The organism is Streptococcus infantis (assembly GCF_021497965.1).
GTDB classification, from domain to species: Bacteria; Bacillota; Bacilli; order Lactobacillales; family Streptococcaceae; genus Streptococcus; species Streptococcus infantis_B.
Window position 1 is genome coordinate 122565 of sequence record NZ_CP046525.1, and the last position, 26769, is coordinate 149333.

The following is a 26769-nucleotide window of genomic DNA, read 5'->3' on the forward strand; positions in this document are numbered from 1 at the left end:
TCTGATAATGGTATTATTTACAGGTTCAACTGTTGAAGAAGCAATCCAAAAAGGATTGAATGAATTAAATATTCCGAGAATGAAAGCTCATATCAAGGTTGTTTCGAAAGAGAAAAAAGGATTTTTTGGGCTTTTCGGAAAGAAACCAGCTCAAGTTGATATCGAAGCAATTAGTGAGACTACTGTTGTAAAAGCAAATCAGCAGGCTATCAAAGGCGTTCCAAAAGAAATTAATGATCAAAATGACCCAGTTAAAACAGTCAGTGAAGCGACAGTTGATTTAGGGCATGTAGTTGCAGCTATCAAGAAAATTGAAGAAGAAGGTCAAGAAATTTCTGAAGAAGTCAAGGCTGAAATTCTTAAAAACGATAAAGAAGCAAGTACGATTTTAGAGGAAACAGGGCATATTGCTGTTTTAAAAGAATTGGAACCTGAAGAAACTCAAGATAATGATGACGAAGAGCAAAGTAGTGATTTAGAAAACCTTGGTTTGAAAGTCGAACCAACTTATGACACTGAAAAGGTTGTTGAAGAAGTGACGGACTATGTTCAAGCAATCATCGATGATATGGATGTTGAGGGAACTATTTCTAGTACCTCTAACCGTCGCTCTATCAATATGCAAATTGATACAAATGAGCCAGGTCGTATTATTGGTTATCATGGTAAAGTTTTGAAATCTCTTCAACTTTTGGCACAAAATTACCTTTATAACCGTTATTCAAAAACTTTCTACATCACTATTAACGTGAATGACTATGTGGAACATCGTGCAGAAGTGTTGCAGAGCTATGCGCAAAAATTGGCTACACGTGTCTTGGAAGAAGGACGTAGTCAGATGACAGATCCAATGTCAAGTAGCGAGCGTAAAATTATTCATCGCATCATCTCACGAATGGAAGGTGTAACGAGTTACTCGGAAGGTGATGAACCAAACCGTTACGTTGTAGTTGATACAGAATAAGATAAATGAAAAATCAGGTTTTCCTGATTTTTTTCTAACTAAAGAAGGAATCAAATGAAAGAAATCAAAGATTATCTTGCTTATCAAGGAGAACAGTACCGGAACCCTGACAAAGCAGGAGTTGAAAGAGATAAAATGTTATCCATGCGTAGCAAAGGGCAGGGAGCACGAAAGTCATTTACTCACCTAGCTGAATGTTTTCAAGCTAGGCATTCCGATTGGAAATTACACCCAACCAGTCAATGGATGAATCAAGCTCAACGTCTTCGCCCTCATTTTTGGGCTTATTTACAGGCAGAAGGATCAGTTGCGGACCCCATGATGGCTCTTCGTTTGTATGGAAGTCAGAATAATTGGGGAATCTCTTTAGAAGTTAGCTTTATAGAGAGAAAGAAGGATGAAGCTACCTTATCAAAACAGGCTAAAGTTTTGGATGTGCCAGTGGTTGAGGGAATCTATTATTGGGTTCAGAAAAACGATGAGAGTTATAGAGTACAAGCCACAGAGAAGAATAGGCAACTTTTGAAGCAAGAATTATCCAGTCAGGAGATTCGTAAGGTTTTAGTAAAAGCGGATGTTCTAGTAATTGATAAAGAAACTCTGGATACAGTTTTAGATGAACTGGACCAAACTTTTGAAAAATTATTGCCTTTTTATCAAGCGACTAGAAATTAGTTTAATCGGCTGAGTCATTTTATAGTAAATTGTTTTATTGCTATTCTAGGTATTTTTTCATATAATAGTAAAATAGGATGAGTGGTATACTTATCACCTCAAAGAGAAAGGAATTTCTATGTCAAATCTATCTGTTAATGCGATTCGTTTTCTAGGTATTGACGCTATCAATAAAGCAAACTCAGGTCACCCAGGGGTGGTTATGGGAGCTGCACCGATGGCATACAGCCTATTCACTAAAGAACTTCGTATCAATCCAGCTCAACCAAACTGGATTAACCGCGACCGTTTTATTCTTTCAGCTGGTCACGGGTCAATGCTCCTCTACGCCCTTCTTCATCTCTCTGGATTTGAAGATGTGAGCATGGATGAAGTGAAGAGCTTCCGTCAATGGGGTTCTAAAACACCAGGTCACCCAGAATTTGCTCATACAGCAGGAGTTGATGCAACAACAGGTCCTCTAGGACAAGGGATTGCGACTGCGACAGGTTTTGCACAAGCAGAACGTTTCCTTGCAGCTAAGTACAACCGCGAAGGTTATAACATCTTTGACCACTACACATATGTTATTTGTGGAGATGGTGACTTGATGGAAGGTGTCTCAAGTGAAGCTGCATCTTATGCAGGTTTGCAAAAACTTGACAAGTTGGTTGTTCTTTATGACTCAAATGATATCAACTTGGATGGTGAGACAAAAGATTCCTTCACAGAAAGTGTTCGTGACCGTTACAATGCCTACGGTTGGCATACAGCATTGGTAGAAGATGGGACAGACTTAGAAGCTATTCATGCTGCTATTGAAGAAGCTAAGGCTTCAGGAAAACCATCTTTAATCGAAGTGAAAACAGTTATTGGTTATGGTTCTCCAAACAAACAAGGGACTAATGCTGTACACGGCGCTCCTCTTGGAGCGGATGAAACTGCAGCAACTCGCCAAGCACTTGGTTGGAACTACGAACCATTTGAAATTCCAGCAGAAGTTTATGCTGATTTCAAACAAAATGTTGCGGACCGTGGTGCATCAGCGTATGAAGCATGGACAAAACTAGTTGCAGACTATAAAGAAGCTCACCCAGAATTGGCTGCAGAAGTGGAAGCCATCATCGAAGGACGCGATCCAGTTGAATTGACTCCAGAAGACTTCCCAGCTTTAGAAAATGGTTTCTCTCAAGCGACTCGTAACTCAAGCCAGGATGCCTTGAATGTAGTAGCTGCTAAATTGCCAACCTTCCTTGGTGGATCAGCTGACCTTGCTCATTCAAATATGACTTACATCAAAACTGACGGACTTCAGGACGATGCAAATCGCTTGAACCGTAATATCCAATTTGGTGTTCGTGAATTTGCAATGGGAACTGTTTTGAACGGAATGGCTCTTCATGGTGGACTTCGTGTTTATGGCGGAACATTCTTCGTATTCTCAGATTACCTTAAAGCGGCAGTTCGTTTGTCAGCCCTACAAGGTCTTCCTGTAACCTATGTCTTTACTCACGATTCAATCGCAGTTGGTGAAGATGGGCCAACTCATGAACCGATTGAGCACTTGGCAGGCCTTCGTGCGATTCCAAACCTCAACGTTTTCCGTCCAGCAGATGCGCGTGAAACTCAAGCAGCTTGGTATCTCGCAGTGAAGAGTGAGAAAACACCAACTGCCCTTGTCTTGACTCGCCAAAACTTGACTGTTGAGGGAGGAACAGACTTCGAGAAGGTTGCAAAAGGTGCTTACGTTGTCTATGAAAATGCAGCAGACTTTGACACTATCTTGATTGCAACAGGTTCAGAAGTGAATCTAGCTGTTGCAGCTGCTAAAGAATTGTCAAGCCAAGGTGGAAAAGTTCGCGTAGTCAGCATGCCATCTACAGATGTATTTGATGCACAAGATGCAGCATACAAAGAAGAAATCTTACCAAATGCAGTTCGTCGCCGTGTAGCAGTCGAAATGGGAGCAACCCAAAACTGGTATAAATACGTCGGTCTTGATGGAGCGGTTCTCGGTATTGATACCTTTGGTGCGTCTGCTCCAGCTTCAAAAGTTTTAGCAGAATATGGATTTACAGTTGAAAACTTAGTTGAAATTGTAAACAACTTGAAGTAAGAAAAATCAGAGCTTTGCTCTGGTTTTTTATTGTCCCAAAACCAGGGTATAATCTTGTAAAAACAAGTGAAATTTGATATAGTAGTTTTATCTGAATTACAAAGGAGTAAAAAATAATGGGTGGGAATTTAACATTCTTGATTATGCTTGTTTTGATGTTCGGCTTGATGTTCTTCATGCAACGTTCTCAAAAGAAACAAGCTGAAAAACGCATGGAGAGTCTCAATAAACTTCAAAAAGGTTATGAAGTCATTACTATCGGTGGTTTATACGGTACAGTAGATGAAGTTGATACCGAAAACAGAACGATCGTACTTGATGTAGACGGAGTTTACTTGACTTTTGAACTCGGAGCAATCAAATCAGTCTTGCCATTGAAAGAAGCTGTCACACCTGAAGGTACAGTTGTTGACGGCGAAAGTGCGATTGAAGAATAAAACGGGGTTGATCTTATACCCCTTTTTCTATGAAGATGAGGAACGATGATGAAAAAGATTGTTTTTGTTTGCCTTGGTAATATTTGTCGAAGCCCGATGGCAGAATTTGTGATGAAATCTTTAACCGATGATTATGAGATTGAAAGTCGAGCAACTTCTTCTTGGGAACACGGCAACCCAATTCACAAAGGAACTCAGAAAATCTTTAAAACTCACGGTATTCCTTATGATTCATCAAAAACATCACAACAAATCTCTAAGGATGATTTTGAATATTTTGATTATATCATTGGTATGGACGAATCGAATCTCCTTGACTTGACTCGAATGTGTCCTCAAAAACAACAGCACAAGATAGAAGCGTTCGCTTCTGAAAGTGTTCCAGATCCATGGTATACAGGTGATTTCAATGAAACTTATGATCGAGTTTTAGCTGGTTGCCAAGCATGGCTATCACGTTTAGAAAATGAGGCAAAAAATGGATAATTTAAAGAAACTCTATGATAAATACAGTGTCTATATAACGCGTCCTCGTTTAGAAATTGCGACGGTAGTAATCATAGTTCTTTGTGCAATTTTTGTATTTATAGGGAATATGCCCAAGCAAGGAGTCCTAAAGCTAGATGGTGACTCAATTGTATACGATGGGAGCATCGTCCGTGGAAAGATGAATGGTCAAGGCACAATGACCTTCTCAAATGGCGACACTTATACTGGTGAATTTAAAAATGGAGCATTTAACGGTAAAGGTACCTACCAAGCAAAGGATGGCTGGGTTTATGAAGGTGATTTTGTTAACGGCCAAGCTGAAGGAAAAGGAAAACTGACTACAGAGCAAGAAGTTGTCTATGAAGGTGACTTTAAACAAGGGCTCTTCCAACAAGCACAATAACCTCCTGATAAGGAGGTCTTTTATCAGGGTAAAAAGAAAGCGCTTCCTTAATTTTTGTATTAAAAATACCATAAAAAAGTTTGTGAAATAAAATAATTTCAATAATATTTTCACAAAGTTTGATAAAAGAGTGCATAAAAACAATAGTTTGATAAAAAATTCACAATAAAATGAAAATTCTTTGTGAAATATCTATGAAACTGTTTACAAAGTATAAAAAAAGAGTTATAATAAACTTGTGAAAAATTTAACAAAGGATTTTAACCCTTGATGGCTATGGAGGAAAATATGGCTGATAAAAAACTGTAACACCTGAACAAAGACAACTTGCTGCAGAGAAGCACGTAGATGGTTTGGTACAAAAAGGTTTAGTTGCACTTGAAGAAATGCGTAAGTTGAACCAAGAACAAGTTGACTACATCGTGGCAAAAGCATCTGTTGCAGCACTTGATGCACACGGAATTCTTGCTCAACATGCAATCGAAGAAACAGAACGTGGTGTATTTGAAGATAAAGCTACAAAGAACTTGTTTGCCTGTGAACACGTTGTAAACAACATGCGCGGTGTTAAAACTGTTGGAGTTATCGAAGATGATCCAATTACTGGCTTGACTAAAATTGCAGAACCAGTTGGGGTTATCTGTGGAGTTACACCTACAACAAACCCAACTTCTACAGCAATCTTTAAAGCATTGATCTCATTAAAGACACGTAATCCTATCGTCTTTGCTTTCCACCCATCTGCTCAAGAATCTTCTGCACACGCTGCTCAAATTGTTCGTGATGCTGCGATTGCTGCTGGAGCTCCTGAAAACTGTGTTCAATGGATTACAGAACCATCAATGGAAGCAACTGGAGCACTTATGAATCACGAAGGTGTTGCGACTATCCTCGCAACTGGTGGTAACGCTATGGTTAAAGCCGCTTACTCATGTGGTAAACCAGCTCTTGGAGTAGGTGCCGGAAACGTTCCTGCCTATGTTGAAAAATCAGCTGACCTCCGTCAAGCTGCTCATGATATCGTTATGTCTAAATCATTTGATAATGGTATGGTCTGTGCGTCAGAACAAGCAGTTATCATTGATAAAGAAGTTTACGATGAATTTGTAGAAGAATTCAAATCTTACCACACTTACTTTGTTAACAAAAAAGAAAAAGCTCTCTTGGAACAATTCTGCTTTGGCGCTAAAGCAAACAGCAAGAACTGTGCTGGAGCAAAATTGAATGCTGACATCGTTGGTAAACCAGCCACATGGATTGCGGAACAAGCAGGTTTCTCTGTTCCAGAAGGAACAAATATCTTGGCTGCAGAATGTGCAGAAGTAGGACCAAAAGAACCATTAACTCGTGAAAAATTGTCACCAGTAATCGCTGTCCTAAAAGCTGAAGATACTGAAGATGGTCTTAAAAAAGCTCGTCAAATGGTTGAGTTCAATGGACTTGGTCACTCAGCAGCTATCCATACAAAAGACGAAGAACTTGCTAAACGTTATGGTACAGAAATCAAAGCAATGCGTATTATCTGGAACTCTCCATCTACTTTTGGTGGTATCGGTGACGTATACAATGCCTTCATTCCATCATTAACACTTGGATGTGGTTCATACGGACGCAACTCAGTTGGTGATAACGTGAGCGCTATTAACCTTCTAAACATCAAGAAAGTAGGGAAACGTAGAAATAATATGCAATGGTTTAAAGTTCCTTCAAAAATTTACTTCGAACGCAATTCTATCCAATACCTTCAAACCTGTGAAGATATTGAACGCGTTATGATCGTTACTGACAAATCAATCGAAAAACTCGGTTTCGTTCAACGTATTATCGACCAATTGAACAAACGTAGCAACCGTGTAACTGTCCAAGTCTTCTCAGATGTTGAACCAGATCCAGATATCACAACCGTAGAACGTGGTACTGAAGTGATGAGAGCATTTGAACCAGACACAATCATCGCTCTTGGTGGTGGTTCACCGATGGATGCTGCTAAAGTAATGTGGCTCTTCTACGAACAACCAGAAATCGACTTCCGTGACTTGGTTCAAAAATTCATGGATATCCGTAAACGTGCCTTCCGCTTCCCATCACTTGGTAAGAAAGCGAAGTACATCGGTATCCCAACAACTTCAGGTACAGGTTCAGAAGTAACACCATTTGCCGTTATCTCTGATAAGAAAAACAACCGTAAATATCCATTGGCTGACTACTCATTGACACCAACGATTGCGATTGTTGACCCTGCTTTGGTTGAATCAGTTCCTGACTTCATCGCTGCTGATACAGGTATGGACGTGTTGACTCATGCTACTGAAGCTTACACCTCAAACTTCGCTAACGATTATACAGATGGTATCGCGCTTCAAACAATCAAGCTTGTCTTTGAATGGTTAGAAAAATCAGTTAAGACAGCTGACCCAGAAGCTCGCGAAAAAATGCACAATGCATCTACAATGGCTGGTATGGCCTTCGCTAATGCCTTCCTTGGTATGAGTCACTCAATGGCCCACAAGATTGGTGCTGTTCACCATACTGTTCACGGACGTACAAATGCAATCTTGCTTCCATACGTTATCCGCTACAACGGTACTCGCCCATCTAAGACTACTACATGGCCTAAATACAACTACTGGAAAGCTGACGAAAAATTCCAAGATATTGCTAGAATGCTTGGCTTGCCTCACTCAACTCCAGAAGAAGCAGTTGAAGCTTATGCCAAAGCGGTTTACGATCTGGGTGTTGCAGTAGGTATCAAGATGAACTTCAAGGATCAAGGAATTGATGAAAAAGCTTGGAAAGATAGCTTGCATGAAATTGCTTTGCTTGCATATGAAGACCAATGTTCACCTGCAAACCCACGCTTGCCAATGGTAGCTGACATGGAAGAAATCATGGCAGATGCTTACTATGGTTATGCAGAACGTCCAGGACGTCGTAAATAATAGATTATCAGCCTAGAGACAGGAGTAATCCTGTCTCTTTTTTTGTACATTTTATTGAAAAATGTTATAATAAGTGTATATGTTTGTTTGACTATCAAAGTTTTTGTATCGAGCTGAGAGAGAAATGTAAGAGATGAATGATTTAGGGGAAAAGGTAAGACTTCTTAGAGAAGAGAAAGGACTTAGTCGTCCAGTTTTTTGTGGAGATGAGTCAGAACTGTCAGTTCGTCAGTTGGTCCGCATCGAAAAAGGAGAATTTCGTCCTACGATAAAAACACTAGAATACATTGCGGATAGGCTAGGCATTCCATCTTATGTCTTGATGCCAGACTATAAGGAATTACCCAAGCGTTACCAAGAATTAAAATACTTTCTTCTTCATCATCCTGACTATGGAGACAAAGAGTTACAGGAACAGAAGGAAGAATATTTTGATGAGATTTTTGAATGTTTTTATGATGATTTGCCAAGTGATGAGAAAGTACTAGTGGATTGTCTTCAAGCTATAGATGAAGTGAGAGCGACTAGTAATTCCTTATACGGAAGCAGTGTGATTGAGGGCGGTCTTCAAGACTTACTATCCAGAGATGTATATAAAGTTGAGGACCTTTTGAAATTGAGACTGTATTTCAACTGTCAGTTAATGGATGGTTTAAATGTGGGTGAGATAAAAGAATCTGAGCATGAAACCATTCTTTGTTTTCATGAGAAACTAAGTTCGCAGATTGATAAGATAGAGTTCGATTGTTTGGACTTGCTTAGAGATTCCTTGTTAGCTTCTTTAGCTTGTATAGAAATTATGGGACTGTTTCATTATTTTAAGAGGGCAGTTGAAACGTTATATAAAATAGGACAGAAAACACGAGATTTTCAAAAACAACCGATTGTCTTGATGGTGGAGTGGAAATATTATATTCAGACAGATTATGATACAGCCAAACAAAAGTATGAGGAGGCAAAAATGATGGCGAGAATGTTTGGCAATGAGAAGTTAATCGTTAGTTTAGATAATGAATGGGCCGAGGACCTAGAAAGATACCGTTAAATAGTTTATAGGAGTGACATTTCTGTCATTGGGGGAATGTCGCTTTTTTGTTACAATGAATTCGTAAAAAAGAGAAAGGAATTTTTTGATTCCTTTTGAATCTGATTGATAAATATAGTTTGTATCGTTATACGATATCACAAGTGATTAAAGGAGATGCCATGTCCATTTTATCCATTAAAAATATTTCAAAATTTTACGCCTTGGATGGCAAGCATAAAGAGCAGGCTCTAAGAAATATTAACCTGCAGATTGCTGAAGGGAAAATCACGGCGATTTATGGTCCGTCAGGCTGTGGCAAAACCAGTCTACTCAATATCATCAGTGGTCTTGATAGAGAGTATGAGGGAGTTTTAGCTTTTAAAGGAGAACCTCTCAGGGATTTATCAGAGATTGAATTAACTCAATTTCGTAAAGATAATATTGGATTTGTCTTTCAAAACTTCAATCTCATTCCTCACCAGTCTGTTTTGGACAATGTTAAGTTGCCTCTCTATGTCAAAGATTTATCCGATAAAGAAATGACAAGGATAGCTCAAGAGCAACTAGTCAGTTTAGGTATGGAACCTTTTATGGCTAAAAATGTCAAGCAACTTTCTGGAGGTCAAAAGCAACGTGTAGCGATTGCGCGTGCTCTGGTCAATCAACCGGATATGATTGTAGCTGATGAACCAACAGGATCGCTGGATTCTCAATCCCAAGAAATTGTATTAGAAGTATTTAAAAGTTTGGCCAAATCTGGGAAAACAGTACTGATTGTGACTCATAACCCAGAAGTAGCTGAATATGCGGATGTAATTATCAAAATGAAGGATGGTGAAGTCGTTGAAGAAGTCAAAAAATAAAGGATTATCCTTTAAAAATAAATTCAAACTTTCTTTAAGTAACTTTATGGAAAGAAAATGGCGAAACTTGTTGATTGCAGTAGCAACCTCGATCGGTTTTGTAGGCGTGTTGATTTCTTTTGGTCTAGGGAATGCCTTGATTTCGATGATTGATGAAAATACCAACGGAGGTAAGCTCCCTTCCCAAGTTCAGATTGCACTGAATTCAAGCGTTGCTGGAAGAGGTTTTCTAAACCAAGAAGATAAGAACTATATCACAGATACAATTGGGAAAGAAAATATTAAATATCTAGAGAGTCCCTTTGGTATGACCATGTCAAAGATGAGCATAGACGGACACGAAGTGGATTTTAGCCAAGCCCTGCCTTCTTATGCTCAGGTCGTGAGTTTGTATGAAGATACAAGTATTTCTGTTACTAGCAATGAAAAAGAAAAAGTGCTAGCAGGCTCTCTTTATACGGATGTTAACGAACAGGGATTAACGATTCCGATGAGTTTGCTCAAAAATTGGAATGAACAAACAGGGAACAATCTGACAGCTAGTGATGTTATTGGCAAAAAAGTATCGGCAACCATTGTAGAAAATGCTGCTGAAGGTAGCAAGACTTCTCAATTTCAAACTCATATTGTACGTGTGATCAATGATGAAGATGACATGGAGGACAGTAACAGTTTTATGCCAGCCTATCAAATGGAAACGATTTTGAAAGAAGCTGGATTTACAAAGACTGTATCTTATTTTATTTTGGAACTCAAAGACCCATCTCGTACGAAAACAGTAACAGAAGAATTGCAGAAAAATAAGAAGTATACAGTTCTTTCTCAACAGGCTGTTCTTGATATTGTGATTACCTTTATTCGTGTCATCCAGGGATTACTGATTGTGCTTTCTTCACAAGCGATTGTGGTGGCAGCAGTTATGATAGGCATCATCATTTATATCAATATCATGCAACGTTCCAAGGAAATCGGTGTCATGAAGGCCGTTGGCTATCAAAATAGAGATGTGAAAGGAATTTTTATCTACGAAGCTCTTTGGATTGTAGGAATTGCCTTGTTTATAGCTTTCATCATTGCTCAAGGGATAGGCAGTCTAGCGAATGTTATTGTTCACCATTTCTATCCATCAATCTCTAAAGTTTTTGAATTAAATCTTCTCTCTATTTTAGGGACTTTGGTTTTTGCTTTCTTTCTTGGCTATGGTTCAGCCTTCTTCCCAGCACGTAAGATTAGCAAAATGGATCCAGTTGAATCTTTACGCTATGAATAGGGGGAGCACGGTATTAAAAAGAAAGTAGTTTGAAAATCAAGGCCAGTACTTGCAATTTAGCTTAAATAGTTATATAATAAGAACGTTGAAAGGTGATTTGTAGTGATTCAAGTTACTCTTTTCACAATAAAATTTTCATGATTTTCATAAGGAGGAAATCACTAATGGTAGTTAAAGTTGGTATTAACGGTTTCGGACGTATCGGTCGTCTTGCTTTCCGTCGTATCCAAAACGTAGAAGGTGTTGAAGTTACTCGCATCAACGACCTTACAGATCCAGTTATGCTTGCACACTTGTTGAAATACGATACAACTCAAGGTCGTTTCGACGGAACTGTGGAAGTTAAAGAAGGCGGATTCGAAGTTAACGGTAAATTCGTTAAAGTTTCTGCTGAACGTGATCCAGAACAAATCGACTGGGCTAACGACGGTGTAGAAATCGTTCTTGAAGCAACTGGTTTCTTTGCTAAGAAAGAAGCTGCTGAAAAACACTTGCACCCAGGTGGAGCTAAGAAAGTTGTTATCACTGCTCCTGGTGGAAACGACGTTAAAACAGTTGTATTCAACACTAACCACGACGTTCTTGACGGTACTGAAACAGTTATCTCAGGTGCTTCATGTACTACAAACTGTTTGGCTCCTATGGCTAAAGCTCTTCAAGACAACTTTGGTGTTGTAGAAGGATTGATGACTACTATCCACGCTTACACTGGTGACCAAATGATCCTTGACGGACCACACCGTGGTGGTGACCTTCGTCGTGCTCGTGCTGGTGCAGCTAACATCGTTCCTAACTCAACTGGTGCTGCTAAAGCTATCGGTCTTGTAATCCCAGAATTGAACGGTAAACTTGACGGATCTGCACAACGCGTTCCAACTCCAACTGGATCAGTTACTGAATTGGTAGCTGTTCTTGAAAAGAATGTTACTGTTGATGAAGTGAACGCAGCTATGAAAGCAGCTTCAAACGAATCATACGGTTACACAGAAGATCCAATCGTATCTTCAGATATCGTAGGTATGTCTTACGGTTCATTGTTTGACGCAACTCAAACTAAAGTTCTTGATGTTGACGGTAAACAATTGGTTAAAGTTGTTTCATGGTACGACAATGAAATGTCATACACTGCACAACTTGTACGTACTCTTGAATACTTCGCTAAAATCGCTAAATAATTCTTGAGTCGATAAAAGCAAGACCAACTGGTCTTGCTTTTTTGTTTATAATAAAAATGGATGGTTTTATCATCCATTTTGTTTTAATTCTCTTTCAAATGTATCTGATAGCGCAGTAAAACTTAACTTGTTTAAAGTTAGAGGGTGGACAAAGGATAGTTTGAATGCGTGTAGCATCAGTCTACTAACTTTTGAATGTGGGTTATAGAGAGGGTCTCCAAGAATTGGATGTCCGTGGTGAGCTAGATGAACTCGAATCTGATGAGTACGTCCTGTTTTCAATCTACACTGAACGAGACTGGTTTTGTTTTGAAATTGTTTCAAACGAGTTACTTGGGTTTCGGCGTATTGACCATTTTTTGGATCCACTACCCGTTTCCTACGGTCGTGTCGATTGCGACCGATTTTATCTCGGAAGACAAGTTCTTTAGCCTCGATTTTTCTGTCAACTAGAGCCCAATATTCTCGAGAAATTTCTTTTTTTTCTAATAGTCGATTTAGAATAGGTAATATAAACGGATTTTTAGCAAATAGTACGAGACCACTAGTTTCTTTATCTAGTCTATGGACAACATAGCAAGTTTGACCAACATAGGCACTAACATGATTGAGAAGAGCAATCTCATCGGGCTGATTCCCATGTGTTTTCATGCCCTCGGGTTTATTGACGATAATTAAATGTTGGTCTTGATAGATTTCTTTTACAAGTTTGGGGTTTCCAAAAGCAATTTCTTTTGTAGGATAATCTTCCTCATCGAAAATTAATTGGCATTCGTCTCCTGCTTTGATAGCTTGGTGCCAATGAACTTCTCTTTTGTTGATAAGGATATGTTTCTTAACTCTCAAGAAATGACGTATTTTTCTAGGGATTAACAGTTGCTCTTCCAGGAAAAGTTTAACTGTCATTTCAGGTAGAGACTCAGGGATAGTAAAGGTAAATTTCATACTGATATTGTAACAAAAATCAGTTTATTTGGACAGGGGAACTAGCAAAATTCTTGTCTTCCTATGGGGAAGATGATAAAATATACGCATGAAATTAGATACCTTATTTGAAAAATTTCTTTCCTTATTTAAGAAAGAAGAATCTGAAATTGAAGAAACAGAAATGAATGAAGTCGAACAAGAAGAAAATGTGTCGAGCAATTTACGGCGTTCAAGAGCAGGACGAAAGAAAGCTGGGGCAGTTGGTCCTATTCGAAAATTCTGGCGCCGTTATCATTTGACAAAGATCTTTCTGATTATAGGACTAAGTGCCAGCCTTTTTGTTGGGGTCTATCTATTTGCGCTAGCAAAATCGACAAATGTTACAGACTTACAAAATGCTTTAAAAACACGTACTCTGATTTTTGACAGAGAAGAAAAAGAAGCAGGCGCCCTGTCAGGTCAAAAAGGCACCTATGTCGAACTTTCGGATATTAGTGAAGATTTGCAGAATGCTGTTATTGCGACAGAAGATAGAAGTTTCTATAAAAATAGTGGAATTAACTATGCTCGTTTTTTCCTAGCGATAGTGACGGCTGGACGCTCAGGTGGTGGTTCTACAATTACTCAGCAGTTGGCGAAAAATGCCTATCTTTCTCAAGACCAAACTGTTCAGAGAAAGGCAAAAGAATTCTTTCTAGCTTTAGAGTTAACTAAAAAGTATAGTAAGAAAGAGATTCTGGCTATGTACTTGAACAATGCCTACTTCGGGAATGGGGTTTGGGGTGTTGAAGATGCAAGTAAAAAATACTTTGGGGTTTCAGCTTCTCAACTGACGCTTGATGAAGCTGCGACTTTAGCAGGAATGCTGAAAGGACCGGAATTATACAACCCTTTGAATTCTATTGAAGATTCTACTAACCGTAGAGACACCGTCTTACAAAACATGGTCGCTGCTGGCTATATTGATAAGGACAAAGAAGCGGAAGCTGCAAGCGTTGATATGGCCTCTCGGCTTCAGGATACTTACGAGGGGAAAATTTCAGACTACCGTTATCCTTCTTACTTTGATGCAGTTGTTAATGAAGCTATTGAAAAGTATAATCTAACTGAAGAAGAAATCGTGAACAACGGCTATCGTATCTATACTGAGTTGGATCAAAATTACCAAGCTAATATGCAGGTCATTTATGAAAACACAGCTCTCTTTCCAACCGCAGAAGATGGAACTCATGCTGAGTCTGGCAGTGTTGCTCTAGAACCAAAAACAGGAGGAGTTCGAGGAGTTGTTGGTCGTGTAGCAGGAGATGATAAAGCGGGCTTCCGAAATTTCAACTACGCAACTCAATCAAAAAGAAGTCCAGGTTCAACTATTAAGCCCTTAGTTGTCTACACCCCAGCGGTCGAAGCCGGTTGGGCTCTAAATAAAGAGTTGGATAATCATACTATGGAGTATGGTGATTACAAGGTCGATAACTACGCAGGAATCAAAACATCTCCTGAAGTTCCAATGTACCAAGCTTTAGCTGAGTCCCTAAACCTCCCTGCCGTAGCAACAGTTAAACAACTTGGCATCGACAAGGCTTTTGAATCAGGTGAAAGATTTGGACTTGATTTAACGAATGTGGATCGTGTGTTGGGTGTTGCCCTGGGTGGTGGAGTGGAAACTAGTCCACTACAAATGGCACAAGCTTATGCAGCATTTGCAAACGAAGGTTTGATGCCAGAAGCGCATTTTATTACTCGCATTGAAAATGCAAGTGGGGAAGTCATTGCTACGCATAAGAATTCTCAAAAACGAGTGATAGACAAGTCCGTAGCGGATAAAATGACTAGCATGATGCTAGGAACCTTCACAAATGGTACAGGAATAAGTTCTTCACCTGATGGTTATGTTATGGCTGGGAAAACTGGAACGACAGAGACTGCTTTTAACCCAGAATATACGAGTGACCAATGGGTTGTTGGGTATACACCTGATGTAGTCATTAGTCACTGGCTTGGTTTCCCGACTACCGATGAAAACCATTATCTAGCAGGTTCGACATCAAATGGCGCCGCTCATGTTTTTAGAAGTATGGCAGAAACAATTCTTCCATATACGCCAGGAAGTACCTTTACTGTTGAGAATGCTTATGAACTAAACGGTATAGCTCCTAGAAATTCTCAAAATCAAGCAACCGACAATGGTGGTGCGCAATCAAGTGATTCTATAACTGACATCCGAGATCGAGCCCAGAATCTTATTGATGAAGCAGAAAAAGCTATTTCAGATGCAAAAATTAAAGAAAAGGCAAAAACGGTCTGGGATACAATTGTAGATTTGTTCCAATAATTCTTAAATGACAAGAATAATTTCTTGTCATTTTTTTATCCTGAAATGACTTTAAAATAATCGAAGAGAGATGTATTGGTCTCCAAAGTGTCAATTTAGACAAGTATATAATCAGAATAAATCATAAAGGCATTTATGAAGGTTGACTCTGCTATACTAAATGCAGAAAAGGAGGGTAATCATGTTAGAAAATAATTACCAAGAAGTAAGAGCTATCGTACACAAGTGCCGAAAGGAGTACTATCTTCATTTATGGGAAAAAGAAGATTGGGACCAAGAAGGAATGATTTGTCTTCATGAATTAATGGAGAACCACCCAGAATTCAAGGAGAAAAAAAATAAACAATTCTATATTTACTTTAAAACAAAATTTCGAAATCGGATTTTAGATGCTGTGCGAAAGCAAGAGAGTTATAAAAGAAAATTAGATCGTCAAGCATATGAAGAAGTGGGTGAAATTAGCCACAGATTAAGGGAGGGAGGACTTGTCTTGGATGAATCGTACGCTCTACAAGAAATGCTTAAGAAATATCGAGCTGGTTTAGGAAAGGAGAAGTTGGAATATTTCGAGCGATTGATGGCAGATGAACGATTTAAAGGCAGAAAAGCTATGCTTAAAGAGTTGCAACTTGTCTTAAAAGATTTTGGACCAAAATAATAAAAAATCAGAAAAACCAGTTGACAAGCGTCAAAAAGTAGGTATAATAGAAAGAGTTGAAAAGCTCAAGGTCCGTTGGTCAAGGGGTTAAGACACCGCCTTTTCACGGCGGTAACACGGGTTCGAATCCCGTACGGACTATGGGTGTATCGCGGTTAAGGTTGATAGGATTTTAAAAAAGTTAAAAAAACCTGTTGACAGAGAAAAACGACTGTGATATACTAATATAGTTGTCGCAAGCGCGACAAAGACCTTTGAAAACTGAACAAGACGAACCAATGTGCAGGGCACTATAACTAAGGTTATAGTACTGAACAATGAAAAACAATAAATCTGTCAGTGACAGAAATGAGTGAGAACTCAAACTTTTAATGAGAGTTTGATCCTGGCTCAGGATGAACGCTGGCGGCGTGCCTAATACATGCAAGTAGAACGCTGAAGCTTGGTGCTTGCACCGAGCGGATGAGTTGCGAACGGGTGAGTAACGCGTAGGTAACCTGCCTGGTAGCGGGGGATAACTATTGGAAACGATAGCTAATACCGCATGACAACAGTTATTGCATGATAACTGTTTAAAAGGGGCAATTGCTCCACTACCAGATGGACCTGCGTTGTATTAGCTAGTTGGTGAGGTAACGGCTCACCAAGGCGACGATACATAGCCGACCTGAGAGGGTGATCGGCCACACTGGGACTGAGACACGGCCCAGACTCCTACGGGAGGCAGCAGTAGGGAATCTTCGGCAATGGACGGAAGTCTGACCGAGCAACGCCGCGTGAGTGAAGAAGGTTTTCGGATCGTAAAGCTCTGTTGTAAGAGAAGAACGAGTGTGAGAGTGGAAAGTTCACACTGTGACGGTATCTTACCAGAAAGGGACGGCTAACTACGTGCCAGCAGCCGCGGTAATACGTAGGTCCCGAGCGTTATCCGGATTTATTGGGCGTAAAGCGAGCGCAGGCGGTTAGATAAGTCTGAAGTTAAAGGCTGTGGCTTAACCATAGTACGCTTTGGAAACTGTTTAACTTGAGTGCAAGAGGGGAGAGTGGAATTCCATGTGTAGCGGTGAAATGCGTAGATATATGGAGGAACACCGGTGGCGAAAGCGGCTCTCTGGCTTGTAACTGACGCTGAGGCTCGAAAGCGTGGGGAGCAAACAGGATTAGATACCCTGGTAGTCCACGCCGTAAACGATGAGTGCTAGGTGTTAGACCCTTTCCGGGGTTTAGTGCCGTAGCTAACGCATTAAGCACTCCGCCTGGGGAGTACGACCGCAAGGTTGAAACTCAAAGGAATTGACGGGGGCCCGCACAAGCGGTGGAGCATGTGGTTTAATTCGAAGCAACGCGAAGAACCTTACCAGGTCTTGACATCCCTCTGACCGCTCTAGAGATAGAGTTTTCCTTCGGGACAGAGGTGACAGGTGGTGCATGGTTGTCGTCAGCTCGTGTCGTGAGATGTTGGGTTAAGTCCCGCAACGAGCGCAACCCCTATTGTTAGTTGCCATCATTCAGTTGGGCACTCTAGCGAGACTGCCGGTAATAAACCGGAGGAAGGTGGGGATGACGTCAAATCATCATGCCCCTTATGACCTGGGCTACACACGTGCTACAATGGCTGGTACAACGAGTCGCAAGTCGGTGACGGCAAGCTAATCTCTTAAAGCCAGTCTCAGTTCGGATTGTAGGCTGCAACTCGCCTACATGAAGTCGGAATCGCTAGTAATCGCGGATCAGCACGCCGCGGTGAATACGTTCCCGGGCCTTGTACACACCGCCCGTCACACCACGAGAGTTTGTAACACCCGAAGTCGGTGAGGTAACCATTTGGAGCCAGCCGCCTAAGGTGGGATAGATGATTGGGGTGAAGTCGTAACAAGGTAGCCGTATCGGAAGGTGCGGCTGGATCACCTCCTTTCTAAGGATAAGGAAAGCACATTGGTCTTGTTTAGTCTTGAGAGGTCTTGTGGGGCCTTAGCTCAGCTGGGAGAGCGCCTGCTTTGCACGCAGGAGGTCAGCGGTTCGATCCCGCTAGGCTCCATTGGTGAGAGATCACCAAGTAATGCACATTGAAAATTGAATATCTATATCAAATAGTAACAAGAAAATAAACCGAAAACGCTGTAGTATTAATAAGAGTTTATGACTGAAAGGTCAAAAAAGTAAGGTTAAGTTAATAAGGGCGCACGGTGGATGCCTTGGCACTAGGAGCCGAAGAAGGACGTGACAAACGACGATATGCCTTGGGTAGCTGTAAGTAAGCGATGATCCAGGGATTTCCGAATGGGGGAACCCAACAGGTACTACCTGTTACCCATATCTGTTAAGGATATGAGGAGGAAGACGCAGTGAACTGAAACATCTAAGTAGCTGCAGGAAGAGAAAGCAAAAGCGATTGCCTTAGTAGCGGCGAGCGAAACGGCAGGAGGGCAAACCGAAGAGTTTACTCTTCGGGGTTGTAGGACTGCAATGTGGACTCAAAGATTATAGAAGAATGATATGGGAAGATCAGCCAAAGAGAGTGAGAGCCTCGTATTTTAAATAGTCTTTGTACCTAGCAGTATCCTGAGTACGGCGGGACACGTGAAATCCCGTCGGAATCTGGGAGGACCATCTCCCAACCCTAAATACTCCCTAGTGACCGATAGTGAACCAGTACCGTGAGGGAAAGGTGAAAAGCACCCCGGGAGGGGAGTGAAATAGAACCTGAAACCGTGTGCCTACAACAAGTTCGAGCCCGTTAATGGGTGAGAGCGTGCCTTTTGTAGAATGAACCGGCGAGTTACGATATGATGCGAGGTTAAGTTGAAGAGACGGAGCCGTAGGGAAACCGAGTCTGAATAGGGCGCATTAGTATCATGTCGTAGACCCGAAACCATGTGACCTACCCATGAGCAGGTTGAAGGTGCGGTAAGACGCACTGGAGGACCGAACCAGGGCACGTTGAAAAGTGCTTGGATGACTTGTGGGTAGCGGAGAAATTCCAAACGAACTTGGAGATAGCTGGTTCTCTCCGAAATAGCTTTAGGGCTAGCGTCGACATTAAGATTCTTGGAGGTAGAGCACTGTTTGGGTGAGGGGTCCATCCCGGATTACCAATCTCAGATAAACTCCGAATGCCAATGAATTATGGTCGGCAGTCAGACTGCGAGTGCTAAGATCCGTAGTCGAAAGGGAAACAGCCCAGACCACCAGCTAAGGTCCCAAAATAATTGTTAAGTGGAAAAGGATGTGGGGTTGCACAGACAACTAGGATGTTAGCTTAGAAGCAGCTATTCATTCAAAGAGTGCGTAATAGCTCACTAGTCGAGTGACCCTGCGCCGAAAATGTACCGGGGCTAAAACAATTTACCGAAGCTGTGGATACCTTTATAGGTATGGTAGGAGAGCGTTCTATGTGTGGCGAAGGTGTACCGTGAGGAGCGCTGGAACGCATAGAAGTGAGAATGCCGGTATGAGTAGCGAAAGACAGGTGAGAATCCTGTCCACCGTAAGACTAAGGTTTCCAGGGGAAGGCTCGTCCGCCCTGGGTTAGTCGGGACCTAAGGAGAGACCGAAAGGTGTATCCGATGGACAACAGGTTGATATTCCTGTACTAGAGTATGTAGTGATGGAGGGACGCAGTAGGCTAACTAAAGCAGACGATTGGAAGTGTCTGTCTAAGCAGTGAGGTGTGAACTGAGTCAAATGCTTAGTTCTATAACATTGAGCTGTGATGGGGAGCGAAGTTTAGTAGCGAAGTTAGTGACGTCACACTGCCAAGAAAAGCTTCTAGCGTTAAACATACTCTACCCGTACCGCAAACCGACACAGGTAGTCGAGGCGAGTAGCCTCAGGTGAGCGAGAGAACTCTCGTTAAGGAACTCGGCAAAATGACCCCGTAACTTCGGGAGAAGGGGTGCTGACTTTAGGTCAGCCGCAGTGAATAGGCCCAAGCAACTGTTTATCAAAAACACAGCTCTCTGCTAAATCGTAAGATGATGTATAGGGGGTGACGCCTGCCCGGTGCTGGAAGGTTAAGAGGAGTGCTTAGAGGTAACTCGAAGGTATGAATTGAAGCCCCAGTAAACGGCGGCCGTAACTATAACGGTCCTAAGGTAGCGAAATTCCTTGTCGGGTAAGTTCCGACCCGCACGAAAGGCGTAATGATTTGGGCACTGTCTCAACGAGAGACTCGGTGAAATTTTAGTACCTGTGAAGATGCAGGTTACCCGCGACAGGACGGAAAGACCCCATGGAGCTTTACTGCAGTTTGATATTGAGTGTCTGTACCACATGTACAGGATAGGTAGGAGTCTATGAGATCGGGACGCCAGTTTCGAAGGAGACGTTGTTGGGATACTACCCTTGTGTTATGGCCACTCTAACCCGGATAGGTGATCCCTATCGGAGACAGTGTCTGACGGGCAGTTTGACTGGGGCGGTCGCCTCCTAAAAGGTAACGGAGGCGCCCAAAGGTTCCCTCAGAATGGTTGGAAATCATTCGCAGAGTGTAAAGGTATAAGGGAGCTTGACTGCGAGAGCTACAACTCGAGCAGGGACGAAAGTCGGGCTTAGTGATCCGGTGGTTCCGTATGGAAGGGCCATCGCTCAACGGATAAAAGCTACCCTGGGGATAACAGGCTTATCTCCCCCAAGAGTTCACATCGACGGGGAGGTTTGGCACCTCGATGTCGGCTCGTCGCATCCTGGGGCTGTAGTCGGTCCCAAGGGTTGGGCTGTTCGCCCATTAAAGCGGCACGCGAGCTGGGTTCAGAACGTCGTGAGACAGTTCGGTCCCTATCCGTCGCGGGCGTAGGAAATTTGAGAGGATCTGCTCCTAGTACGAGAGGACCAGAGTGGACTTACCGCTGGTGTACCAGTTGTCTTGCCAAAGGCATCGCTGGGTAGCTATGTAGGGAAGGGATAAACGCTGAAAGCATCTAAGTGTGAAACCCACCTCAAGATGAGATTTCCCATGATTTTATATCAGTAAGAGCCCTGAGAGATGATCAGGTAGATAGGTTAGAAGTGGAAGTGTGGCGACACATGTAGCGGACTAATACTAATAGCTCGAGGACTTATCCAAAGTAACTGAGAATACGAAAGCGAAGTTTTTTCTAAGTATTTGATAGATATTCAATTTTGAGTAGGTATTACTCAGAGTTAAGTGACGATAGCCTAGGAGATACACCTGTACCCATGCCGAACACAGAAGTTAAGCCCTAGAACGCCGGAAGTAGTTGGGGGTTGCCCCCTGTGAGATATGGAAGTCGCTTAGCTCTAGGGAGTTTAGCTCAGCTGGGAGAGCATCTGCCTTACAAGCAGAGGGTCAGCGGTTCGATCCCGTTAACTCCCATAGGTCCCGTAGTGTAGCGGTTATCACGTCGCCCTGTCACGGCGAAGATCGCGGGTTCGATTCCCGTCGGGACCGTAATAACGAAAGTTATTTGACTCGTTAGCTCAGTTGGTAGAGCAATTGACTTTTAATCAATGGGTCACTGGTTCGAGCCCAGTACGGGTCATATTTGCGGGTTTGGCGGAATTGGCAGACGCACCAGATTTAGGATCTGGCGCTTAACGGCGTGGGGGTTCAAGTCCCTTAACCCGCATAATAGAAATCAGCCGGCTTAGCTCAGTTGGTAGAGCATCTGATTTGTAATCAGAGGGTCGCGTGTTCAAGTCATGTAGCCGGCATTTTTTTTAGGTTAAAGCAGAGTCGATGCGAACGTAGTTCAGTGGTAGAACACCACCTTGCCAAGGTGGGGGTCGCGGGTTCGAATCCCGTCGTTCGCTTAGAGAGGCCGGGGTGGCGGAACTGGCAGACGCACAGGACTTAAAATCCTGCGATTGGTAACGATCGTACCGGTTCGATTCCGGTCCTCGGCATATAATGATGAGCACCCTTAGCTCAACTGGATAGAGTACCTGACTACGAATCAGGCGGTTAGAGGTTCGACTCCTCTAGGGTGCATTAAACATTTAATTCGGGAAGTAGCTCAGCTTGGTAGAGTACTTGGTTTGGGACCAAGGTGTCGCAGGTTCGAATCCTGTCTTCCCGATTGGTCAATACTTAAATTGAGGCAGTTGCCTTTTTTTTATTTTTAAATTTGATTTTTATCATTATTATCTGTAAATTCATATTGCACTTTCTTAAATGTTTTGTTACCTTTTTATGTCAAAACTAATAAATAAGCAAAGAATTATCTTATTGATAGTTCTTTTTTTTATTTTTTGGTATTCTAGACATATGAAAAGTATCAAAATTGATGTTGTGGTTGTCCCTTTAAGTGGCCATCTTTATCCAACAATGAATCTCTTAGCACCTTTGCTTAATAATCCTCAGTATGAAATTCGTTTATTTACAGGTCCTCAGAAGAAAGCTGTGGCTGAAGCAGCTGGTTTTAATGTTGTTACTATACTTGAAGGTCATATTGAGGAGTTTGAGAAGGCAGCAAATAATGATGAGCAGTTAGGAATTTTATCAGCCTATCAACAACTTTCTGCTAGTTTGGATTTAATTAATTTAGTTTCAGATCAATTGTCGGAAGAATGGCGAGAGAATCGTCCTGATATTGTTATTGCTGATTTTATAACCTTATCTGGTGGTCTTGTAGCTAATCAACTTGGTATTCCTTGGATAACTACCATGGCTACACAATTTGTTTTAGAAACGACTGATGGTCCACCGTGTTTAATCGGTGGAATGGGAAGTCCTAAGAATGGCTGGGACGCTTCAATACAATATGTCGGGAGAAAAGCAACCCGTTTAGTTAAACGTACTGTATCTTTTTTATTGCGTGATCGTTTAAAGAGATATGATTTTAAATTATATAATCAACTTGATCAAGAGACCATATATTCTCAATATTCAATTCTTGGTATTGGAATGAAAGAACTAGAGTTAAAAAAGGGATTTCCAGAACACTACAAGTGGGTGGGGCCTTCAGGAGCTTCAGTAGAGGCTGGAAAGGATTATCCGTTAGATTTATCAAGCTTTCCTAATCAGAAGAAAGTCTTGGTGACTTGTGGTACGCAACTTGCTTGGGCTAAAGAAAATCTTATCTATCAAGCTAAGCAACTTGCTAAAGCTCATCCAGACTGTTATTTTTTTGTGACACGTGGTGTGGGTGGAGAAGTTTTTCAATGTGAGAACCTTATGGAAAACCTTTCTGTAGTTTCCTATCTCCCTTATAAGGAATACATTCCTCAGATGGATTATGTCATTCATCATGGAGGAGCTGGTATTTTTTATCAATGTATCATTTACGGAAAACCAGCCTTAATCCTTCCTCATGATTATGATCAATTTGACTATGCAGTTCGGGGCGTAGAAGCAGGAGTTGCACTGTCTGCTAACAAAGAGGATACGAGAGCGATTGGACAAGCTTTTGATAATCTATTAGCTAAAGAGGATTGGTCAGAATTAGAAATTTTACGCCAGGCTGCACAATCCTATCATCCAACAGAAATTTTGGAAAGCGAAATCCAACGTCTGTTAACAGATAAGGAGAAAGAATAATGAAAAAAGTATTAGTTACAGGAGCCACTGGTTTCTTGGGTAAATATGTCGTAGAAGAATTAGTTGAACATGGTTATCAAGTGCGAGCTTTTGGCAGAAACAGTAAGGTAGGTCGCTCTTTAGAGAATACTTCAGTTAGTTTTTTTCAGGGTGATTTGACCAAAGCTGATGATGTGCTAGAGGCTTGCAAGGGGATGGATCTGGTCGTTCATGCGGGAGCCCTTTCAACAGTTTGGGGTCCTTGGGAAGATTTTTATCGGGCTAATGTTTTAGGGACAAAGTATGTTCTCGAAGCTTGTCGTCAAACAGATATTCAACGTTTAGTCTATGTATCCTCACCAAGCGTCTATGCTGCTCCTAAGGATCAGTTGGCTATCAAAGAAAGTGATGCTCCAGAGGAAAATAATCTCAATAATTATATCCGTAGCAAATTGGCTTCAGAGAAGCTCTTTAAAGATTATCCAGATGTTCCGAGTATTATCTTGAGGCCTCGGGGACTGTTCGGGATTGGAGATACTAGCATCTTGCCACGGGTGATCAATCTGAGTCAAAAAATTGGTATTCCTTTAATTGGAGATGGGCGTCAGCTCATGGACATGACTTGTGTGGAAAATGTTGCTCTGGCAATCCGTTTGGCCATAGAAGCTCCAGAAGCCAAAGGTGAGGTTTATAACATTACTAATGATGAACCGAGGGCTTTTAGAGATTTGTTAGAGGAAAGTTTGACAGGTCTGGGTTATCCAATCAAATATAGAAAAATTCCAGCATCTCTCTTATCGGGAATTGCAAGTAGTTTAGAGTTTCTTTACAAGTCCTTGAATCTGAAAGGGGAACCACCTTTAACACGATATACCTATTATCTGCTCCGTTATAGTCAAACTCTAGATATTAGCAAGGCTGAGAGGGAATTGGGGTATCGTCCGAAAATTAGTATTTCAGAAGGGATTGAACAATATGTCCAAGATTATCGAAAGCATTGAGTATTTCCCAGCGGGATATTGTACGAGTTATGCCGGTTTGCTTTTTAAGGGTGTCAAAAATAGAAAGATGACTTTCCCAGCAGGCGTCTTTTTGATCAAACATAGGGATAAGGGCTATGTACTTTATGATACCGGCTATCACTACGATATTAAGACGAAACTTCGTTATGCTTTTTACCGTTTGGGGACGCCCGTTCAAATGACAGAACAGGATCAGATTTCGCACTTGCTGAAGGCTAAAGGAATTAAACCAGAAGAAATTAATTTTGTCCTGCTGTCTCATCTACATCCAGATCATTTGGGAGGAGCTAGCTTCTTTCCGAATGCAAACTTTATCCTGACCCAGGAAGTCTATGATGTTTACAAGAAACCAAAACTAAAAGATTTAATTTTTAAAGAATTTTTGCCGAGTGACTTCGAGGAAAGATTGACAGTCATCAAGGCAGATCAGCAAAACTCCAACTTTTCTTATCGTTCCACCAAGGATCTTTTTGGAGATGGTAGTATCTTCGTTGCTTCTATTGATGGGCATGCTAAGGGCCAAGCTTGCCTCTTTATGCCAGATTATCATCTCTTTATTGCAGCAGACCTTTGTTGGGGAATTGACCTTTTACCCTATACGAAACAGATGCATCTGATTCCTTCCTTGGTTCAAGATAGTAAGGCTGACTATATCAAAGGAACAGAACTCTTAGAAGAGGTTTTAAAGGATGGAATAGAAGTGCTAGTTAGCCATGACCCTGTAGAAAGGATTGAGCGGATCTTGTATGAAAAAAATAACCTTTCTTAAAACTTTTATACAGACTCGTTGGCTTCATAATTTTAAGTCTCGAGAAGCCTTAGAAAGCTATCAGAAAAAGCAACTAGATGCCTATATGGAATTTCTAAAACGTGAGTCACCTTATTTTAAAAATGGTGTGCCTCACGACTTTGACCATATGGATAAAGCGTTTATGATGACGCATTTCAATGAACTTAATACTCAAGGAGTGGATCGAGATGAGGCCTTGGCTTTGGCTATCGAAAGTGAAAAGACCAGGAATTTTACAGAGCTCAAGGGAGAAATAGCTGTTGGGTTGTCTTCTGGGACATCTGGACACCGGGGACTCTTTATCACAACTGAAAAAGAGAGGAGTATGTGGGCAGCAGCTATCTTGGCAAAGATGTTGCCCAAAGGTCACCTTTTTGGGCACCGCATAGCCTTTTTCCTCAGAGCGGATAATGAATTGTATCAGACCATCAATACGGCGCTTATTCGTTTAGAGTACTTTGATATTTTCAAGAATACAGATGAGCATATCGAGCGTCTCAACAATTATCAACCAACCATTGTGGTGGCGCCTGCTTCTATGTTGATTGAATTGAGCAAGCGTCTAAAAGCTGGGGAGTTAGTCATTCACCCACAAAAAATCGTTTCGGTGGCTGAAATCTTGGAAGATAGTGATAAAGAGCGAATTTCGAGCGCTTTTGCATTATCGATTATTGATCAGGTTTATCAAGCAACGGAAGGTTTCTTAGCTTGTACGTGCTCGGCTGGGAATCTTCATCTCAACGAAGACATCATTTTTGTGGAAAAACACTACTTGGATGACCGTCGTTTTTATCCAGTCATTACTGATTTTAAGCGGAGCAGTCAGCCTGTTTATCGCTATCAGCTCAACGATATCTTGGTTGAAAATCCTGAACCTTGTCCTTGTGGATCTCATTATACAAGGATTGACAAGGTTGAAGGGCGTTCTGATGATATCTTCTACTTTGAAGGACTGGATGGAGGTCAGGTCACGATTTATCCTGACTTTATCAGACGTTGCATTCTCTTTGTGGAGAATGTCGGAGACTATCAAGTCAAACAACATTCTGAGAAGTTAGTGGAAGTTTGTCTGAGTCGAAGGGACGAACAAGTAGAAACAGCAATCACAGAGCAATTCAGACTCTTAGCTCAACAGAAAGAGTTTAAAGCACCTGAAATTCGATTTTCAGATTATCACTGGGATACAAGTCGTAAGCTCAAGCGTATCCAACGTTTATGAAAGGACA

18 protein-coding genes, 11 tRNA genes and 3 rRNA genes are annotated in these 26769 nt (G+C 41.4%); 31 read left to right on the plus strand and 1 reads right to left on the minus strand.

The features are described 5' to 3' along the window. Positions 1-7 precede the first annotated feature (7 nt). The 11 genes from jag to gap all read left to right on the plus strand — a co-directional run bounded on the left by jag (position 8) and on the right by gap (position 12337). The gene (gene jag, locus GOM46_RS00630) at positions 8-964 is read left to right on the plus strand and encodes an RNA-binding cell elongation regulator Jag/EloR (RefSeq protein WP_235083655.1); all 957 of its coding nucleotides are present in this window, start codon (positions 8-10) and stop codon (positions 962-964) included. Positions 965-1018: 54 nt separating this feature from the next. Then, entirely contained in the window at positions 1019-1639 is a 621-nt protein-coding gene (locus tag GOM46_RS00635; RefSeq protein ID WP_235083656.1) for a ribonuclease P, read from the plus strand. A gap of 118 nt (positions 1640-1757) precedes the next feature. Beyond that, positions 1758-3734 carry a transketolase gene (gene tkt / locus GOM46_RS00640; protein WP_235083657.1) on the plus strand — a complete coding sequence of 659 codons (1977 nt, stop codon included), beginning with the start codon at positions 1758-1760 and terminating at the stop codon, positions 3732-3734. Between the two features lie 116 nt (positions 3735-3850). After that, the gene (yajC, locus tag GOM46_RS00645) at positions 3851-4171 is read left to right on the plus strand and encodes a preprotein translocase subunit YajC (protein ID WP_235083658.1); all 321 of its coding nucleotides are present in this window, start codon (positions 3851-3853) and stop codon (positions 4169-4171) included. Between the two features lie 48 nt (positions 4172-4219). Continuing rightward, positions 4220-4657 (plus strand): low molecular weight protein-tyrosine-phosphatase, encoded by a 438-nt coding sequence (locus GOM46_RS00650; RefSeq protein WP_235083659.1) that lies wholly within the window; start codon positions 4220-4222, stop codon positions 4655-4657. After that, complete coding sequence (locus tag GOM46_RS00655; RefSeq protein WP_235083660.1) at positions 4650-5063, plus strand: MORN repeat-containing protein; 414 nt, start codon at positions 4650-4652, stop codon at positions 5061-5063. Before GOM46_RS00650 ends, GOM46_RS00655 begins: the two co-directional genes overlap by 8 nt. Before the next feature lie 353 nt (positions 5064-5416). Then, a complete protein-coding gene (gene adhE, locus GOM46_RS00660; RefSeq protein ID WP_235083661.1) occupies positions 5417-8002 on the plus strand; it encodes a bifunctional acetaldehyde-CoA/alcohol dehydrogenase in 2586 nt (861 codons plus the stop codon). 133 nt (positions 8003-8135) lie between these two features. Continuing rightward, positions 8136-9047: a helix-turn-helix domain-containing protein gene (locus GOM46_RS00665; RefSeq protein WP_235083662.1), complete on the plus strand. Its 912-nt coding sequence runs from the start codon at positions 8136-8138 to the stop codon at positions 9045-9047. A gap of 161 nt (positions 9048-9208) precedes the next feature. Continuing rightward, the gene (locus tag GOM46_RS00670; protein WP_235083663.1) at positions 9209-9892 is read left to right on the plus strand and encodes an ABC transporter ATP-binding protein; all 684 of its coding nucleotides are present in this window, start codon (positions 9209-9211) and stop codon (positions 9890-9892) included. After that, positions 9861-11162 (plus strand): ABC transporter permease, encoded by a 1302-nt coding sequence (locus tag GOM46_RS00675; RefSeq protein WP_235083664.1) that lies wholly within the window; start codon positions 9861-9863, stop codon positions 11160-11162. Before GOM46_RS00670 ends, GOM46_RS00675 begins: the two co-directional genes overlap by 32 nt. 164 nt (positions 11163-11326) lie before the next feature. Further along, positions 11327-12337, plus strand: coding sequence for a type I glyceraldehyde-3-phosphate dehydrogenase (gap, locus tag GOM46_RS00680; protein WP_006151032.1), 1011 nt, complete (start codon positions 11327-11329; stop codon positions 12335-12337). A gap of 69 nt (positions 12338-12406) precedes the next feature. On the opposite strand, the gene GOM46_RS00685 is transcribed toward gap, so the two are convergent. Beyond that, complete coding sequence (locus GOM46_RS00685) at positions 12407-13282, minus strand: RluA family pseudouridine synthase (RefSeq protein WP_235083665.1); 876 nt, start codon at positions 13280-13282, stop codon at positions 12407-12409. An 88-nt stretch (positions 13283-13370) separates the two neighbouring features. Here GOM46_RS00685 and pbp2a point away from each other — a divergent pair, with 88 nt between their 5' ends. The 20 genes from pbp2a to GOM46_RS00785 all read left to right on the plus strand — a co-directional run bounded on the left by pbp2a (position 13371) and on the right by GOM46_RS00785 (position 26762). After that, positions 13371-15596, plus strand: coding sequence for a penicillin-binding protein PBP2A (gene pbp2a / locus GOM46_RS00690; protein ID WP_235083666.1), 2226 nt, complete (start codon positions 13371-13373; stop codon positions 15594-15596). Between the two features lie 181 nt (positions 15597-15777). After that, entirely contained in the window at positions 15778-16254 is a 477-nt protein-coding gene (locus GOM46_RS00695) for a sigma-70 family RNA polymerase sigma factor (protein ID WP_235083667.1), read from the plus strand. A gap of 69 nt (positions 16255-16323) precedes the next feature. Beyond that, positions 16324-16395: transfer RNA gene (locus GOM46_RS00700), tRNA-Glu, on the plus strand. A 226-nt stretch (positions 16396-16621) separates the two neighbouring features. Beyond that, positions 16622-18169, plus strand: a 16S ribosomal RNA gene (locus tag GOM46_RS00705). Between the two features lie 50 nt (positions 18170-18219). Next, positions 18220-18292: transfer RNA gene (locus GOM46_RS00710), tRNA-Ala, on the plus strand. A 125-nt stretch (positions 18293-18417) separates the two neighbouring features. Then, positions 18418-21319: ribosomal RNA gene (locus GOM46_RS00715) — 23S ribosomal RNA — on the plus strand. Positions 21320-21396: 77 nt separating this feature from the next. Further along, positions 21397-21512 (plus strand): 5S ribosomal RNA (rrf, locus tag GOM46_RS00720). Together the 16S, 23S and 5S rRNA genes with 11 tRNA genes alongside form the textbook arrangement of a ribosomal RNA operon. A gap of 4 nt (positions 21513-21516) precedes the next feature. Next, positions 21517-21589 (plus strand) — tRNA-Val (locus GOM46_RS00725). A gap of 2 nt (positions 21590-21591) precedes the next feature. After that, positions 21592-21664: transfer RNA gene (locus GOM46_RS00730), tRNA-Asp, on the plus strand. An 18-nt stretch (positions 21665-21682) separates the two neighbouring features. Next, positions 21683-21755 (plus strand) — tRNA-Lys (locus GOM46_RS00735). A gap of 5 nt (positions 21756-21760) precedes the next feature. Further along, positions 21761-21842 (plus strand) — tRNA-Leu (locus GOM46_RS00740). A gap of 12 nt (positions 21843-21854) precedes the next feature. Continuing rightward, positions 21855-21927, plus strand: a tRNA-Thr gene (locus GOM46_RS00745). A gap of 27 nt (positions 21928-21954) precedes the next feature. After that, a tRNA-Gly gene (locus GOM46_RS00750) sits at positions 21955-22026 on the plus strand. Positions 22027-22033: 7 nt separating this feature from the next. Continuing rightward, positions 22034-22119 (plus strand) — tRNA-Leu (locus GOM46_RS00755). Between the two features lie 11 nt (positions 22120-22130). Then, positions 22131-22204, plus strand: a tRNA-Arg gene (locus GOM46_RS00760). Positions 22205-22218: 14 nt separating this feature from the next. After that, a tRNA-Pro gene (locus GOM46_RS00765) sits at positions 22219-22292 on the plus strand. Positions 22293-22480: 188 nt separating this feature from the next. Beyond that, positions 22481-23752: a glycosyltransferase gene (locus GOM46_RS00770; RefSeq protein ID WP_235084130.1), complete on the plus strand. Its 1272-nt coding sequence runs from the start codon at positions 22481-22483 to the stop codon at positions 23750-23752. Beyond that, positions 23752-24732: an NAD-dependent epimerase/dehydratase family protein gene (locus GOM46_RS00775; protein WP_235083668.1), complete on the plus strand. Its 981-nt coding sequence runs from the start codon at positions 23752-23754 to the stop codon at positions 24730-24732. The genes GOM46_RS00770 and GOM46_RS00775 overlap by 1 nt, the downstream gene beginning before the upstream one ends. Beyond that, a complete protein-coding gene (locus GOM46_RS00780) occupies positions 24707-25522 on the plus strand; it encodes an MBL fold metallo-hydrolase (protein ID WP_235083669.1) in 816 nt (271 codons plus the stop codon). The genes GOM46_RS00775 and GOM46_RS00780 overlap by 26 nt, the downstream gene beginning before the upstream one ends. After that, a complete protein-coding gene (locus GOM46_RS00785; RefSeq protein WP_235083670.1) occupies positions 25500-26762 on the plus strand; it encodes a F390 synthetase-related protein in 1263 nt (420 codons plus the stop codon). Before GOM46_RS00780 ends, GOM46_RS00785 begins: the two co-directional genes overlap by 23 nt. The last annotated feature ends 7 nt before the right edge of the window (positions 26763-26769 follow it).

What these genes read in the sequence shown, in the direction of transcription:
- jag (WP_235083655.1), top strand. Translation starts at nt 8, where the DNA reads ATGGTATTATTTACAGGTTCAACTGTTGAAGAAGCAATCCAAAAAGGA.
- GOM46_RS00635 (WP_235083656.1), top strand. Translation starts at nt 1,019, where the DNA reads ATGAAAGAAATCAAAGATTATCTTGCTTATCAAGGAGAACAGTACCGG.
- tkt (WP_235083657.1), top strand. Translation starts at nt 1,758, where the DNA reads ATGTCAAATCTATCTGTTAATGCGATTCGTTTTCTAGGTATTGACGCT.
- yajC (WP_235083658.1), top strand. Translation starts at nt 3,851, where the DNA reads ATGGGTGGGAATTTAACATTCTTGATTATGCTTGTTTTGATGTTCGGC.
- GOM46_RS00650 (WP_235083659.1), top strand. Translation starts at nt 4,220, where the DNA reads ATGAAAAAGATTGTTTTTGTTTGCCTTGGTAATATTTGTCGAAGCCCG.
- GOM46_RS00655 (WP_235083660.1), top strand. Translation starts at nt 4,650, where the DNA reads ATGGATAATTTAAAGAAACTCTATGATAAATACAGTGTCTATATAACG.
- GOM46_RS00665 (WP_235083662.1), top strand. Translation starts at nt 8,136, where the DNA reads ATGAATGATTTAGGGGAAAAGGTAAGACTTCTTAGAGAAGAGAAAGGA.
- GOM46_RS00670 (WP_235083663.1), top strand. Translation starts at nt 9,209, where the DNA reads ATGTCCATTTTATCCATTAAAAATATTTCAAAATTTTACGCCTTGGAT.
- GOM46_RS00675 (WP_235083664.1), top strand. Translation starts at nt 9,861, where the DNA reads ATGGTGAAGTCGTTGAAGAAGTCAAAAAATAAAGGATTATCCTTTAAA.
- gap (WP_006151032.1), top strand. Translation starts at nt 11,327, where the DNA reads ATGGTAGTTAAAGTTGGTATTAACGGTTTCGGACGTATCGGTCGTCTT.
- GOM46_RS00685 (WP_235083665.1), bottom strand. Translation starts at nt 13,282, where the DNA reads ATGAAATTTACCTTTACTATCCCTGAGTCTCTACCTGAAATGACAGTT.
- pbp2a (WP_235083666.1), top strand. Translation starts at nt 13,371, where the DNA reads ATGAAATTAGATACCTTATTTGAAAAATTTCTTTCCTTATTTAAGAAA.
- GOM46_RS00695 (WP_235083667.1), top strand. Translation starts at nt 15,778, where the DNA reads ATGTTAGAAAATAATTACCAAGAAGTAAGAGCTATCGTACACAAGTGC.
- GOM46_RS00770 (WP_235084130.1), top strand. Translation starts at nt 22,481, where the DNA reads ATGAAAAGTATCAAAATTGATGTTGTGGTTGTCCCTTTAAGTGGCCAT.
- GOM46_RS00775 (WP_235083668.1), top strand. Translation starts at nt 23,752, where the DNA reads ATGAAAAAAGTATTAGTTACAGGAGCCACTGGTTTCTTGGGTAAATAT.
- GOM46_RS00780 (WP_235083669.1), top strand. Translation starts at nt 24,707, where the DNA reads ATGTCCAAGATTATCGAAAGCATTGAGTATTTCCCAGCGGGATATTGT.
- GOM46_RS00785 (WP_235083670.1), top strand. Translation starts at nt 25,500, where the DNA reads ATGAAAAAAATAACCTTTCTTAAAACTTTTATACAGACTCGTTGGCTT.